Source organism: Ensifer sp. GW823-FHT05D09 (assembly GCF_058795755.1).
In genome coordinates this window covers 105,930-119,089 of the sequence record NZ_JBXAIA010000003.1, presented here as the reverse complement: position 1 = coordinate 119,089, position 13,160 = coordinate 105,930, and the positions used below count along the sequence as shown (strand labels likewise).

Sequence of the window (13,160 nt, the reverse complement as noted above, 5' to 3'; positions counted from 1 at the left end):
GAGAATTACAGAATGCTAAAATTAGACAAGGATGTAACCGTTACGATGCGGCTTTGAAGGCGGGAAGGGCAACGCCGTGCTGTTGCGCGTGGTCTTGTTTCGCTCGGATACCGCACGATCTCCATCAATGCGCCTGCGCCGCTCCGCCGGTTCGTCGGATGAGATAAGGCTTCAGGGCGGCGCGGACCGCGCCGCCGAGCCGTGCGCCAAGAGTCAGGCTTCTGACGGCGCGAGTGTCACACGCTCCTTTCGGAAGCACCGTGTGAAGAACACCCTGTCGGGTGCCGAACCGATGGCTTTGGCGATCACGGCCGTCGCAACGATCGCAAAGACCAGCCGGCCGAAGAAGACACTCGCAAAATCGGCGCCGAGTGCGACAACGAGCAAAGTGTCCTCTATCAGACTGTGGGTAAAGCCCATGAAGACGCAGGCGAGGAAGACCTGTCGCGGCGCGACGCTCGCCGCGCGTGCCTCGCGGATCAAAAGCGCGCCGCCATAGGAAATGCCAAGGAGCACGCCGACGGCGGCGAAGGGCACCGTCTGCTGCTGGATGCCGGCTAGCCGAAACAGTGGCGCCATGCCCCGGTTCAGCCAGCCGAGGATGCCGACCATCTTGAGGATCTCGATCAGCCAGCTGAGCGCCAGCAGCACGACGAGCATGGTGCCGAGCGTCTTCAGCGTGCTCACGACGAAACCGATCCAGTCGGCGCTCTGGCTTACCGGTATCCATGTTGGCTGCAGCGGGGTGGAGAGCCAGCCGGTCGCGGCGAAGAGTTGATGGAGCAGTGCCGCGAAGATCAGGCCGCCGCCTACGCGAAGCGCTGCGGTGACCACGAAGCTCGGGCCGGCCTTCTGGATGATCCGCTGCTCGATCGGAATGGCGTGCGCCACCAGCAGCAGCGCCGAAAGCACGGTCATGTCGGCGGTGGTCAGCTCTGACACCGGCACGAGAGTGAAGACGACCACCACCGCGCCCCAGATCCCCACCAAAAGTCCCGACAGCCAGGCAAAGGCAAGCTCTGGCGGCAGGCCGACGAGCGTCATCAGCGGCTCGAAGGCCGGCGCAACGGCGCGGATCACGCCAAGCTCCTGCAGGATATGCGTGGCGACGGTGACGGGCACGATGATGCGCACGAGGTCCCAATAGACTTCAAGCGTATCCAGCGTCTTTCGATAGAGGATGATGTGAAAGGTCATGGCGATGTCTCCCTGGTTGTCCTCCAAGGACTAACGCGAGGTCGTTCGCAGTTGTGGTCAAAATATGCGAGTTTGTGCAATAAAATTGCATGCGACGACAAAGGGGAATGAAATGGACCGGATCGACAAGAAGCTGCTCACACTGCTGCAGCAGGACGCGTCGCGAACCAATGCCGATCTTGCGGCCGAAGTCGGGCTGTCGCCATCGAGCTGCCTGCGTCGCATCCGGCGGTTGAACGCGGCTGGTGTCATCGAACGCGTCGTCGCGGTCCTCAATCCGGCCAAGGCCGGGAGGTCGGTGAAGGCGATCATTACCGTGGAGCTCGAGCGCCACGGCGAACAATATGTGCGCCGGTTCCTCGACATGGCCGCCAAGGAACCGGCCGTCACCCAGGCCTACAGCGTCAGCGGCGCGACCGACGCGCTGCTGATGCTGCGGCTGAAGGACATGGAGGAGCTCGATGCCCTGACCGAGCGGCTCTTTCGCGAGGAGAGCAACGTTGCCCGGTACTACACGACATTCGTCATTCGCACGGGCAAGGACACGACGGAGATACCGCTCTGATGCGTGACGGCCGGGCGGCTTCGCTGACCGTGCCCCCGATGCAAAGGGGACGCGCAGGAAGCGCCGGGGCGATCTACCCCGGCGCACATGGACGGCTTTGCCGCCGGCGTCATTTGACCGCGGCATTGCCCCCATCGGCATAGAGCGCGGAGCCGGCGACGAAGCTTGCCATCGGGCTTGCCAGAAACAGCGCCGCCCGTGCGATCTCGTCGGGCTGGGCGATACGCTTCATGGCATGCAGGCCGGCAGCCCATTCCTTCTGTTCCTTGCTGCCGCCGGCCGGGGTATCGACGCCGCCGGGAAGCAGGGCGTTGGCGCGGATGCCGCTTGCGCCATAGTCGGCGGTGATGCCCTTCACCAGACCCATCAGCCCGGCCTTCGAGGCACCATAGGCGGACATGCCGGGAATACCGGCGCTGGTGCCGACGAAGGTGGAGGTGAAGACCAGCGATCCGCCACCGCGCTTCAGCATCGCCGGGATCTGGTGGCGGGCGCCGAGGAAGGCGCTGGTGAGGTTGGTGCCAAGCGTCTCTTGCCATTCGGCCGCGGTGATCTCGGCGAGCGGCCGCATCGCGCCGACTGCGCCGGCATTGTTGATGGCGATGTCGAGGCCGCCAAACCGGTTGACGGCGGCGTCGACCAGCCGGGCGTGCGTGTCTTCATCGGCAACGTCGCCGCTGACGGCGATCGCTTCACCGCCTTCGGCACGGATCGCCTCGACCACGGCTGTGAGCGGCGCTTCGGCGCGGGCATTCACAATCAGCTTCGCGCCCTCGGCGGCGAAAAGCTCCGCGACCGCACGGCCGATACCCGACGACGCGCCGGTGACGATAACGATCTTGTTCAGCAACATGGACATGGACTTGCTCCTCTTGGTTGAGGGCCCTTGCGTATCGGCGGCAAGGAGCAGCGCCCACCCGATTTCCGATCGTTGCAAAGGAAAGACGGGGGGCGTCGAGGATTCGAGCAGCCGGGAGGTACTGAACACCGCGCGGCGCGGAAAGCCGCGTCGGAGCCCGGCCGCTGCCACGATCCCATGTTGCCGTGCGCGCACGAAAGCTCGGCGTGGCGATGAATCGGCTCAAGCGCCTTCGTGCCAGGGCCGACGGTTGATGACCTTCAGCGGAAGACGAAAAACCAGACAGCGAAGGCCAGTATCCAAATCAGGACATAGTAGAACGCTTGCCCCTCGACCATGGCGAGATCCCCGTTCGGCTCCATTTTAGCATTGATGCAAGCAAAGGGTAGCTTTAGCGCCCGTCCAGGAGCGCACTGAAGGTTTTGAGATCGATATTGCCGCCGCTGAGCAGAATGCCGACCCGCTTTCCGCTACAGGCGATTGCGCCATGCAAGACGGCCGCGGCCGCCAGGCAACCGGTCGGCTCCACGATCATCTTCATGCGCTCGGCAAAGAACCGCATCGTCTCGACCAGTTGGGCATCGGTGACCGTGACGATATCATCGACCGTATTTTTCAGGATGGCGAAGTTGTGGTCGCCGACATGCGTGACGAGCGCGCCATCGGCGATGGACTTCGGCACCGGGATCTTGACCACTTCGCCCTTTTGCAAGGATTGCTGGCCGTCGTTGCCTGCCTCGGGCTCGACACCGACAATGGTGCAAGTGGGCGAAAGCGCCCGGGCGCTGAGCGCGCTGCCGGCAAGCAGACCACCGCCGCCCAGGGGAACGACGAGCAAGTCGATCTCCCCGACCTCCTCGATCAGCTCCAGCGCCGCGGTGCCTTGTCCGGCGATAACGTCCGGATGGTCATAGGGAGGGATCAGGGCCGCACCCTGTTCGCGTGCAAGGCGCTCGCTTATTTCCACGCGATCTTCCGTGTACCGATCATAAAAGACGATCCGGGCCCCGTAGCCCCTCGTCGCCGACACTTTTATCTCTGGTGCGTCGCGCGGCATCACCACGGTCGCCGAAACTCCCTGGAGCCCGGCGGCATAGGCAAGTGCCTGGGCGTGGTTGCCGGAGGAGAAGGCGACCACGCCATTCTTCCGCGAGAGCGTGTCCAGCGCCGCGATGGCATTGTACGCACCGCGGAACTTGAAAGCGCCCGCACGCTGCAGAGGCTCCGCCTTGAAAAAAAGCGCTGCTCCGGTTCGGGCGTTGGCAGTCCGCGATGTCAAGACGGGCGTGCGGTGCGCTACGCCAGAGATGCGTTCTCGTGCGGTCTGGACATCGTGGAAGGTCGGGATATGCAACAAGGCGGATGCCGGTGCAGGATTGATCAAGGGAACCTCCGTTGCGCGCTCGGTGGACCCGGGCGAGGAAGATTTGTTCAAGGCACGACAATGCACTATCGCGCGCGTGTTTGCACGAGCAAGGTCGAGCGGTCATCGGTGAGGGGCGCTGCGTGATCGCCGGCCCCAGGCTGCGTGTGGCTCAGGCTCTCCGGCTCCGCGATTTTCAATCGGTGGGAGTGGTGGCATAGTCGCCCTTGCGGGGCAGCATCGAGCCGGCCGCGTCGGGCGCGCCCAGATCCTGGGTCCCAGGTGCATTCGGGCGAGAGAGGGGAACGAGATGCTGAAAACCTACGCCGGCAGTTGCCATTGCGGCGCCGTTCGCATCGAGGCGGATATCGACATCAGTGCTGGAACGGGCAAGTGCAACTGCACGCTTTGTAGCAAGATGCGGCTCTGGTCGGTGGAGGTGAGGCCGGAGGCCTTTCGCCTTGTTGCCGGCGAGGAGGCGCTGACGGATTATCGCGGCCGTAATCCGGTCGCCCACCACTTCTTTTGCCACCATTGCGGCGTGCGTCCGTTCGAGCGCATCGAGATGCCGAACATGACGGGCCACATCTACTACAACATCAACGTGGCGTGCCTCGATGGCGTCGATATCGAAGAACTGGTCGCGGCACCCGTCACCTACTTCGACGGCCTGAACGACGATTGGGGCTCGACACCATCAGAGGTGCGGCATTTGTAGGGCTTCCTCCTGGCAGCTATAACCCTTTTGTATTTAAGCAGTTCTTGATGCGGACCTCTTCAAGCCTTCGCCGAGATGGTGCCTCGGTAACGTTTTCGCCACGTATCTCCGTGGAAGCGGTTTTTCTGGAATTGATTGATAGTGGAAACGACATTTCCTGAAGCCTTCCCGAGCGCACTGCGCTCCCAGTCGGCGATTGCTGTTTCAGCACTGAAACTGAGTTCCGACTACGTCTCCGATCAATTCTCGGTCAATGTTCTCGGCGAGATCCTGCGTATACCTTGGCGGGTTCTTCCCTCGACAAAGCCGGAGTTTGTCGGCGTGAACGTGCAACAGCGCCAAATCGCACTGTGCATGCTGACACGCAGTGCCGATGGCTTCGCACGTCAGGCCGCTCTGCGAGAAGTCCTTCACATCAATGAGCCCTGGTCCATTCCATTCGTCATCGCGCTGATCGGCGAATACGTCGTCGAGATCATTGATGACGTCTATGCGGCTCTGCCCGATTTGGAGCGGGACGTTGTCTCAGCATTTATCAAGGCAAACCCTGCTTTTTATAAGCTCACCTGTGACAGGGTGGTGAGCTATTGGGACCTCTATTACCGCCGGCAGTTCCCGCGGAGCGACTATGTAGGCTTCAAACTTTTGCGGCAGCTGGACGCGTACGCATGATTTGAAAGGGCGGGATGGCGCGGCGGTCCTGGGGTCGCAATCTTTCGGCCTATCGGCTGAGCTGCGGTTCCAGCGCCAGCAACGTCTTCAGCGCCGCCAGTGTTTCCCGGAGCGCCCGGTCGAGCCGTTTGTCGCGGCGAAGCACGAGGGCGAAGCGGCGCGAGAGTGGCGGCGACAGCGGGCGTACGACCAGCCGCTCCCGATCGGTGGCGCGGAGCGCGATTTCCGGAACGAGTGCCGCGCCGAGGCCAACGGCGACCATTTCCTTGATCGCATCGACACTGCCGAGCGCCATGACCGGTTTGACCGTTGTGCCGCCGGAAGCAAGCCATTCATCGGTGATCCGGCGCGTATTGGCACCTGGCTCGTAAAGGATCAGCGGTCGCTGCGCCAGGGTCTCGGGTGTAACGGTGTCGGGCAGGGCGGTTTCCGCCGGGGCGATGGCGACGAAGCGTTCGTCGAACAGCGGCGTGATCTCGAAGATGCGGCCGGCGACCGGCAGGCTGACCAGCCCGATGTCGAGCAGGTTGTCATCGACGGCCCTGACGATGTCGGCGCTGTTGCCCGTCGTCACGGTGATATCGAGGTCGGGAAAGCGGCGCTTGAGATCGGCGAGAAGGGGCGGCAGCAGGAAGGCGCAAGGGGTGGCGCCGGTGCCGAGCCGCACGCGGCCGAGAACGCCCTTGGCATGGCGCGCCACCGCTTCGACGGCCTGGCTCGTCGCCGCTTCGATGCGACCGGCATGCGCCAGCAATTCCTCGCCCGCCGCACTTGGTCTCGCCGTGCGGCCGACGCGCTCGACCAGGCGCACGCCGAGTTGTCTTTCCAGCGCCCGTACCTGCAGGCTGATCGCCGGTTGCGTCAGCCCCAGGCGCTCTGCGGCGGCAGAAAAACTGCCGAGCTCGGCGACCAGCGCGAAGGTTTTGAGATAGTCGAGGTTGAGGGCGCTCATATCAAAGTTTCTCTTATGAGTTGGATATGAATGCTAATCTTCTTTTATGGAATGTCGAGGCGCAGACTGCGGTCATGATTGGCAACAGAACACGGGTGTTCGACATGATCCGGGAACTTGGGCTCTACCTCGCCGCTTCGCCGCGCTCGCGGTACTGGCAGTTGCAGCAGTTGCGTGAACTGGACGCGGAACGTCTTGATGACCTTGGCATCACGCCTGCCGAGGCGCGGCACGGAAGGCGCTCAGAGCGCGCGCCGGTCTCCTCGCGGCCGGTTGCGGTTACGGTACGGCATGCGGAGGCGGCACGGGCGGGGGCGATGTAGGCGGCAAAGCATCGGAGATCACCTCGTCGACCGGTCGGCGACGCAAACGCTGCGCCCTCAGAGACCGTGCGCTACCGACAAGCCGTCGAGCTCGATCTCGCCGGCGGCAAGCACGGCGCCGCCGTAGATCCACAGCGGATTTCCCACGCATTCCACGCGCCCGCCCGTCACGACGATGCCGTCGCTGTCGTTACAGGCGACGATCGGCCGTGCCGTATGCATGCTGTAGCGCAGGAGTGCGGGCAGGTAGGCGGCGTCGTCGCTCAGATGCGGGAAGAACTCGAACTGCACGAGATCAAGCGCGTCGCCATCGGTGATGTCCTCCGGTTTTCGTCCGACAAACAGGGCGTCCGTTGCGATCGTCGGGGCCATGAGAATGGCGCCGGCGCTGACGCCGACCAGGATGCCGCCGGCGAGGGCCCAATTGCGGAGCCGCTCGAGCATGCCGCCTCGCTTCAGCCGCTCGAGAAATTCGCCGGTATGTCCACCCGCAAGATGAATGGCGTCACAGGCGAAGAGTGCGGCGATCTCCTCCTCGGCGTGCGGTTCGTCGAGATCGAAGAACAGCGGCAGATCAAGGTCGGACCGGTCATAATACGACTGAGCGTTCGTGAAGAAGTAGCGATCCGGCTCCGGGCCGGATGCCACATAGGCAAGCCGATTTCCGGTTCCTTGCGCCTTCAGCAATTCGACAAGTCTGCGATCGATTGCAGAGCAGTCGGGGAAAATCTGATCGCTGTAGAGGATGAGGTTGAGCAACTTGGCCTCTTGCGTCGCTGTGCCGTCCGATTTGCGCCAATTCACCGTCGCGCTGTGCAGTGAGCTTTGTCGATCAAGAGGGGAGCCGTGGTCAAGTTCGGTCCGCGATGGGCGAGATGGTGTGAGCAGGATTGTAGGTTCGTGCGCTTGTGCCGGTAAAGTTGCCATGCAGTCCGGCGTCATGTAGCGGACACCACAAGAAAGCCATTGACGGTCTTGAACAATCGCAGCGTGTTCAAGCTGCCGCGGTGTTGCGCAATTCCGATGACGACCTCGATGTCCTGTGAGTGCCTATGATTTTTACAGTTATCATGTTGGTGGCGCTCGCCATTCCCTTTTTGCTGGCCATAACCGTCATTGTCCTTGTCTTTCGCGGGTTGCGCTACCTCTGGCGGCGGACGCGGCCTGACCAGATCATTCGGCGCGGTCTCATTGTCGCGGTTGGACTGGCGGCGATCGCATTGCCGTTTGTTGCCAACAAGGTTGGGGAGCGAAACCATTTGCTCGGGCGCGTCCCTGAGCCACTCGAAGTCGCGGAGATCGAATATCGCCTGGAGGAATTGTTCGGTGTGGGTTTCATGCCCGGCGACAATGAAACCGGTTTCGTTGTCTATCGGCTGACGGACAAGAGCGCATCCTGGGCACGAGGACAGGGAAGCCGGCTCGGCGAGGTGCTCTCGGGTGCAGAAGGAACGTGGCGTGCGACACCCGTCGACGACGGCAGCAACGATAAAGCTGTAAGCCTCTGGCATCGTTATGACGACAGGCCGGAGATGATGGAAGTGGAGCTTCCTGCGCGCCATCCGCCGAACCTGGAGGAATACCTGGAAAAATACGGCTTTTCGATCCCGATTGAAAAAGGGCGGACAGACGAGGCCAACAAGGCGATCCAGTCCGGTGGATCGTTTTATTCCTACGGAGGGGGCGGCAGCGTCACGATCGTCGATCCCGCTCGCGGCAAAGTCTACTTCGCCTACGCGGGGTAGCGGTGCACGACCATATTAGGCGGCCGCCGACACACGGCGGCCATAGCGCCAGACGCCGAGCCAGCTGAAGCCATGGATGGCAAGAGCAAGGCACAGCCAGAGAACATTGGTAATGAGATCGTTGCCGGATGAACCCGCGGCCACGGACAGGAACTTCGTAAAGCTGGTGTAGGACGCAAAGAGCGCCCAGACCCCGGCAAGCCAGCTGAAGGGCCGCCAGAGTGCGAGTGGAGGGACGTTCAGGTTGAAGGCGTAGGCAACGAGGCCAGTTGCCGTGCCGAGCGCCATGACCATGCTCGTGGAAATCACGATCCAGCCGAGGGACGTCAGGCCGACCAAAGCGCCGATCGCCATCAGATAGCCGATAAAGACCAGGCCGAAAGCAAAGGCCAGGCTATAGAGAACTGCAAAGATCTTCCACATCGCGAATCACACCCACAGGCTGCAAAACGCCACTTTCGGTGGCGTCGTGCGCTTTGTCCACTGGCTGGCGTAAGCAAGTCCCTCAATCGGCACTGAGCGCCACCGCCGGCTGCAGGCGCGAGGCGTTGCGGGCGGGAAGGAAGCCGAAGACGAGGCCGGTCAGGAAGGCGCAGGCAAAGGCGAGCGCCACCGGGCCGAGCGTGAAGGCGACGGGCATGCCGAACTGGCCTGCGAGCGCGCCGACGCCGAGGCCGAGCAGGACGCCGAGCGTGCCGCCGATCGCCGAGACCACCAGCGCCTCGATGATGAACTGCAAGAGGATGTCGCGCTGGCGCGCGCCGGTTGCCATGCGCACGCCGATCTCGCGGGTGCGCTCGCTGACCGAAACGAGCATGATGTTCATCACGCCGATGCCGCCGACCAAGAGCGAGATGGCGGCGACCGAGCCGAGGAACAGTTTCATCGTGTTGGAGGTTTCGGTGAAGGCCTCTCGCACCGACGACATGTTGGTGATCTGGGTGTCCTGACGCTTATGGCGCTGGTCGAGCAGGGCCTGGATGGTCTGCTGCGTGATGTCGATCGCGGCGGCGTCTTTCACCTGTACGGTGATTGTGCGCACGTTGCGCTGGCCGAAGAGGCGCATGCTGCCGGTCGTCAGCGGCACGAGCACGACGTCGTCCTGGTCGTTGCCGAAGGAGGTGGCACCCATTTCCGCCATCACGCCGATGACCTGGAAGGGGATCTTGTTGACCAGCACATATTGCCCGAGCGGGCTGTCTCCATCAGGAAACAGTGTCTTGACCACCGTCTGGCCAAGGACCGCGACCGGCGCATAACTGTCCATGTCGTCCTGGGTGAGGAATTCGCCCTGCTGCATCTTCCAGGATTTGGCGGTGGTGAACTGCGGCACCGTGCCGTTGGCGCTGGTTTGGTAGTCGACATTGCCACGCCGCACGGTGACGTTGCTGGTCAGCTCGGGCACGGCGAAGGCGACGTTCGGCACTTCGAGAATGGCGTCGGCATCGGCCGGCACAAGGGTGACGTTGCTTCCCCCCGCGCTGCCGCGGAAATTCGCCATGCTCGGCCTGACCACAAGCAGGTCCGAGCCCATGGAGGAAATGCGGTTGAGCACGGAATCCTGCGCCCCGGTGCCGATCGCCAGCATGGCGACCACCGAGCCGACGCCGATAACGATGCCGAGCAACGTCAGGACGGTGCGGAAGAGATTGGCGCGCAGCGCCCGAAACGCCATCTTGACGGCCTCGGTGACATCGGCGATCGCCGCCGAGCCTTCGCTCGCCGTCTGGCTCAGCGCCCGCGCGGCCTCGGGGTTGGCGCGGCCCTTCTTGGTGCGGTCGGCGACGATGCGGCCGTCATGGATCTCGATGAGGCGATCTGCCTGTTCGGCGACCTCGCGCGAGTGCGTGATGACGATGACCGTGTGGCCCTTGTCGTTCATGTCGCGCAGCAGCGCCATGACGTCGGAGCCGCTCTGGCTGTCGAGCGCGCCGGTCGGCTCGTCGGCCAGCACCACGCGGCCGCCGTTCATCAGGGCGCGAGCGATCGACACGCGCTGCTGCTGGCCGCCTGAAAGCTGGTTGGGGCGATGGTCGAGCCGTTCGCCGAGCTTCAGCTGGTGCAGAAGCGCTTCGGCGCGGTCGTGGCGGTCGCGCGCCGACATGCCGGCATAGACGGCGGGCACCTCGACGTTTTCCTGGGCACTCGCGGTCGGAATGAGATTGTAGCTCTGGAAGACGAAGCCGAAGGTGCGGCGCCTAAGCGCCGCCAGCTCGTCGGTGTCGAAGCCCGACACCCGTTCGCCGTCGATGAGATAATCGCCCTCCGTCGGCTGGTCGAGGCAGCCGAGGATGTTCATCAGCGTCGACTTGCCCGAGCCGGACTGGCCGATGATCGCGACGAATTCGCCGGCCTCGATGTCGAGCGAGACGCCATGCAGCACCTCGACGGCGAGATCGCCGTTGAAATAGGTCTTGCTGACGTGCCGGAGCGAGAGGAGCGGGGTCATGGCGAACTCTTGAATTGGCCTTTAGAACATCGGCGGCATGCGCATGCCGCGCTGGCCGCCGCGGTTGCCTGCAGCCGGGGTGTCGGAGCCGGTAGCGACGACGACGGTATCGCCTTCGTTCAAGCCGCTTTTGATCTCGGCATTGACGCGGTTGCGGATGCCGACCTCGACGGCGCGGGTTTCGAGCGCGCCGGAGGCGGTGACGACAGTCACCTCGGCGCTACCGCCGGAAGCGCCGGCCTTGCCGCCGGCAGCGCCTGCGTTGCCGCCACGTTTTCCGCCAGCTTGGCCCGTGCCTTTTTCACCGCTCATCCGCAATGCCGCACTCGGCACCACCAGCACGTCCTTGGCCGCGGACTGGACGAAGAACACCTGGGCGCTCATCGACATCATCAGCTCGCCTTCAGGATTGGCCACGTCGAAGAGGGCGTAATAGAGCACGACGTTGTTTGCCGTGTCCGGCATCGGCTGGATCTGGCGCAGCTTGCCCTCGAAGCGCTTGCCCGGTTGGCCAAGCAGGGTGAAGTAGGCGTCCATGCCGACCTTGAGCTTGCCGACGTCGGCCTCCGATACCTGGGCCTTGACGGTCATGGTGGAGAGATCGGCGATGGTGACGATGGTCGGCGTCGTCTGGTTGGCGTTGAGCGTCTGGCCTTCCTTGGCCGGGTTGGCGACGATGGTGCCGCCCATGGGGGCAAAGATCTTGGTGTAGCCGAGATCGACCTTGTCGCCGGCAAGCGTCGCCTGCTGCTTGCGGATCTGCGCTTCGATGGCGTTGACGTCGGCTTCGGCCGCGGCAAGATCGGCGATCGCCTGGTCGAGCGTCGACTGGGCGATGCTTTTAGCAACCACCAGGTTGCGCTGGCGGTCGATATTGGCCTGCTTCAAGACGAGCTGAGCCTTCTTCGAGATCAGCTGCGCCTGCAGATTGGCAAGCTCGGCCTGGTCGATCTCGATGCGGTTTTCGATGGTCGCGGGGTCTATTTCGGCGACGAGCTGGTTCTGCTCGACCTTGTCGCCGATATCGACGTGCAGGGCCTTCAGCTGGCCGGAGACCTGGGCGCCGGCATCAACCGACTTGATCGCGTCAAGGGTGCCGACGGCGGTCACGCTGTTTTCGATATCGCCGCGCGCGACGACCTCTGTGACCATGGCAGTGGTGGTCGGGTTCGTCGCATAGCGCGTCCAGCCGTAATAGCCGGCACCGACGACGGCAAGCACGACGGGAACCCAGAGCCAGGTGCGCGAGCGGCGCTTGCGCCTGATGGGGGCTACGCCAGGAATGAAGGTGACGTTGGGCGTCGCGTCGTCGCGCTGCGTGCTCTCGGTGCGTGCCGTCTTGCCTGTCTTGTTCATGCCCATTCCCGGCTTTTGCGCGCCATCATCACAGGCGCAAATCATCCTAGCAGCAAATAGGCACAAACGGCCGGGCCGTGAAGCATTGAGATCATTATATTATTGTAATGTTTTGGCTGCGGGGAGGCGCAATGTTCCCGCAGCCAAGGGCTCCCTGGTGTTACCCTTTCAGCCCCGAGACGGTCAGGAAGGTGCCGATGACGGCCAAGCCGTTCGGCATGCCGTGACCGATGATGGCGCACCAGGTGCTCTTGCGGCGCTGCGTGATCCAGCAGAGCAGCAGGCTCGTCAGCAGGAGCCCCGGCAGAACGTGGAACCAGAACCAGTGGAAGGCGGTCCACTGCAGGCCATTCAATATCCAGGCATGGCGGTAGCCGGCGGCTTCCTGACGCGGAAGCAAATAGCCGCGAAACAGCAGTTCCTCGCCGAAGATGTTGAGCGCAAACAGCATCAGATGCAGCGCCAGGAAATCCCAGCGCCCGAGCCCAGGCGCGCCGAAGACGGTGCCGGAGGTTTTCAATACGTCGAGGAACCATTCCGGCGGGCGCATCGGCACGTTGTCGAGGATGAAATCCTGCACATACCTTTCGAGGAAAACGATGGAGACGATCATCGACAGGCCGATGAAGACGCCGCTCGCGATATCGGCCCCCGAGGGCCGGGGCAGCCGCAGGCGCTCGCGCCAGGCCTTCGTTGCGCCCTCCCGGCGCAGACCGGCGAAGGTGATCGCGAACATCAGGAGGAAGTTTGCGCCGAGCGGCACCATCACAGCGTAGGGGCCGCTCCAGCCGCGCTCGAGAAGAAAGGGAATGAGCAGATAAATGGTGGTGCCGGCGGTGAGCGAAGGCCCCATGAAGATCGCCCAGGACTGGAGCGCATAGATCGGGGGCAGGGAAGAGGCAGAGGTTCTCAAATCAATCTCCATAAAACGAACGTTCGTTCTTTATGATCAGTTGACAGG

The 13,160-nt window shown here is 63.1% G+C and carries 14 protein-coding genes; 5 read left to right on the top strand and 9 right to left on the bottom strand.

Translation table 11 applies throughout. The features are described 5' to 3' along the window. Nucleotides 1-213: 213 nt before the first annotated feature. The gene (locus tag AC1Q80_RS10965; RefSeq protein ID WP_492360447.1) at nucleotides 214-1,197 is read right to left on the bottom strand and encodes a nucleoside recognition domain-containing protein; all 984 of its coding nucleotides are present in this window, start codon (nucleotides 1,195-1,197) and stop codon (nucleotides 214-216) included. 112 nt (nucleotides 1,198-1,309) lie between these two features. On the opposite strand from AC1Q80_RS10965, the gene AC1Q80_RS10960 reads away from it, so the two are divergent. Next, nucleotides 1,310-1,762: an Lrp/AsnC family transcriptional regulator gene (locus AC1Q80_RS10960; RefSeq protein WP_492360446.1), complete on the top strand. Its 453-nt coding sequence runs from the start codon at nucleotides 1,310-1,312 to the stop codon at nucleotides 1,760-1,762. A 109-nt stretch (nucleotides 1,763-1,871) separates the two neighbouring features. On the opposite strand, the gene AC1Q80_RS10955 is transcribed toward AC1Q80_RS10960, so the two are convergent. Both AC1Q80_RS10955 and AC1Q80_RS10950 read right to left on the bottom strand, forming a co-directional pair. After that, nucleotides 1,872-2,621: an SDR family oxidoreductase gene (locus AC1Q80_RS10955; protein ID WP_492360445.1), complete on the bottom strand. Its 750-nt coding sequence runs from the start codon at nucleotides 2,619-2,621 to the stop codon at nucleotides 1,872-1,874. Between the two features lie 391 nt (nucleotides 2,622-3,012). Then, nucleotides 3,013-4,005, bottom strand: coding sequence for a threo-3-hydroxy-L-aspartate ammonia-lyase (locus AC1Q80_RS10950; RefSeq protein WP_492360444.1), 993 nt, complete (start codon nucleotides 4,003-4,005; stop codon nucleotides 3,013-3,015). A gap of 289 nt (nucleotides 4,006-4,294) precedes the next feature. On the opposite strand from AC1Q80_RS10950, the gene AC1Q80_RS10945 reads away from it, so the two are divergent. Both AC1Q80_RS10945 and AC1Q80_RS10940 read left to right on the top strand, forming a co-directional pair. Further along, the gene (locus tag AC1Q80_RS10945) at nucleotides 4,295-4,702 is read left to right on the top strand and encodes a GFA family protein (RefSeq protein ID WP_492360443.1); all 408 of its coding nucleotides are present in this window, start codon (nucleotides 4,295-4,297) and stop codon (nucleotides 4,700-4,702) included. Between the two features lie 141 nt (nucleotides 4,703-4,843). Next, nucleotides 4,844-5,374, top strand: coding sequence for a hypothetical protein (locus AC1Q80_RS10940; RefSeq protein ID WP_492360442.1), 531 nt, complete (start codon nucleotides 4,844-4,846; stop codon nucleotides 5,372-5,374). A 49-nt stretch (nucleotides 5,375-5,423) separates the two neighbouring features. Here AC1Q80_RS10940 and AC1Q80_RS10935 read toward each other — a convergent pair whose 3' ends face one another. Then, nucleotides 5,424-6,326, bottom strand: coding sequence for a LysR family transcriptional regulator (locus AC1Q80_RS10935; RefSeq protein WP_492360441.1), 903 nt, complete (start codon nucleotides 6,324-6,326; stop codon nucleotides 5,424-5,426). A gap of 26 nt (nucleotides 6,327-6,352) precedes the next feature. Here AC1Q80_RS10935 and AC1Q80_RS10930 point away from each other — a divergent pair, with 26 nt between their 5' ends. Further along, the gene (locus AC1Q80_RS10930; protein WP_209790794.1) at nucleotides 6,353-6,649 is read left to right on the top strand and encodes a hypothetical protein; all 297 of its coding nucleotides are present in this window, start codon (nucleotides 6,353-6,355) and stop codon (nucleotides 6,647-6,649) included. 57 nt (nucleotides 6,650-6,706) lie between these two features. Here the strand turns inward: AC1Q80_RS10930 and AC1Q80_RS10925 are convergent, their stop codons facing one another. Next, nucleotides 6,707-7,408 (bottom strand): Type 1 glutamine amidotransferase-like domain-containing protein, encoded by a 702-nt coding sequence (locus AC1Q80_RS10925; RefSeq protein ID WP_234941865.1) that lies wholly within the window; start codon nucleotides 7,406-7,408, stop codon nucleotides 6,707-6,709. A gap of 311 nt (nucleotides 7,409-7,719) precedes the next feature. On the opposite strand from AC1Q80_RS10925, the gene AC1Q80_RS10920 reads away from it, so the two are divergent. Continuing rightward, nucleotides 7,720-8,394 (top strand): hypothetical protein, encoded by a 675-nt coding sequence (locus AC1Q80_RS10920; protein WP_234941866.1) that lies wholly within the window; start codon nucleotides 7,720-7,722, stop codon nucleotides 8,392-8,394. A 15-nt stretch (nucleotides 8,395-8,409) separates the two neighbouring features. Here AC1Q80_RS10920 and AC1Q80_RS10915 read toward each other — a convergent pair whose 3' ends face one another. The 4 genes from AC1Q80_RS10915 to AC1Q80_RS10900 form a co-directional block, all read right to left on the bottom strand. Then, the gene (locus tag AC1Q80_RS10915; protein ID WP_209790796.1) at nucleotides 8,410-8,817 is read right to left on the bottom strand and encodes a hypothetical protein; all 408 of its coding nucleotides are present in this window, start codon (nucleotides 8,815-8,817) and stop codon (nucleotides 8,410-8,412) included. Nucleotides 8,818-8,899: 82 nt separating this feature from the next. Next, a complete protein-coding gene (locus AC1Q80_RS10910; protein ID WP_209790797.1) occupies nucleotides 8,900-10,843 on the bottom strand; it encodes a MacB family efflux pump subunit in 1,944 nt (647 codons plus the stop codon). 21 nt (nucleotides 10,844-10,864) lie between these two features. After that, nucleotides 10,865-12,199 carry an efflux RND transporter periplasmic adaptor subunit gene (locus tag AC1Q80_RS10905; protein ID WP_492360440.1) on the bottom strand — a complete coding sequence of 445 codons (1,335 nt, stop codon included), beginning with the start codon at nucleotides 12,197-12,199 and terminating at the stop codon, nucleotides 10,865-10,867. A 160-nt stretch (nucleotides 12,200-12,359) separates the two neighbouring features. Next, nucleotides 12,360-13,112 (bottom strand): CPBP family intramembrane glutamic endopeptidase, encoded by a 753-nt coding sequence (locus AC1Q80_RS10900; protein ID WP_492360439.1) that lies wholly within the window; start codon nucleotides 13,110-13,112, stop codon nucleotides 12,360-12,362. Nucleotides 13,113-13,160: the final 48 nt, after the last annotated feature.

What these genes read in the sequence shown, in the direction of transcription:
- AC1Q80_RS10920 (WP_234941866.1), top strand. Translation starts at nt 7,720, where the DNA reads ATGTTGGTGGCGCTCGCCATTCCCTTTTTGCTGGCCATAACCGTCATT.
- AC1Q80_RS10955 (WP_492360445.1), bottom strand. Translation starts at nt 2,621, where the DNA reads ATGTCCATGTTGCTGAACAAGATCGTTATCGTCACCGGCGCGTCGTCG.
- AC1Q80_RS10960 (WP_492360446.1), top strand. Translation starts at nt 1,310, where the DNA reads ATGGACCGGATCGACAAGAAGCTGCTCACACTGCTGCAGCAGGACGCG.
- AC1Q80_RS10930 (WP_209790794.1), top strand. Translation starts at nt 6,353, where the DNA reads ATGAATGCTAATCTTCTTTTATGGAATGTCGAGGCGCAGACTGCGGTC.
- AC1Q80_RS10910 (WP_209790797.1), bottom strand. Translation starts at nt 10,843, where the DNA reads ATGACCCCGCTCCTCTCGCTCCGGCACGTCAGCAAGACCTATTTCAAC.
- AC1Q80_RS10935 (WP_492360441.1), bottom strand. Translation starts at nt 6,326, where the DNA reads ATGAGCGCCCTCAACCTCGACTATCTCAAAACCTTCGCGCTGGTCGCC.
- AC1Q80_RS10965 (WP_492360447.1), bottom strand. Translation starts at nt 1,197, where the DNA reads ATGACCTTTCACATCATCCTCTATCGAAAGACGCTGGATACGCTTGAA.
- AC1Q80_RS10945 (WP_492360443.1), top strand. Translation starts at nt 4,295, where the DNA reads ATGCTGAAAACCTACGCCGGCAGTTGCCATTGCGGCGCCGTTCGCATC.
- AC1Q80_RS10905 (WP_492360440.1), bottom strand. Translation starts at nt 12,199, where the DNA reads ATGAACAAGACAGGCAAGACGGCACGCACCGAGAGCACGCAGCGCGAC.
- AC1Q80_RS10915 (WP_209790796.1), bottom strand. Translation starts at nt 8,817, where the DNA reads ATGTGGAAGATCTTTGCAGTTCTCTATAGCCTGGCCTTTGCTTTCGGC.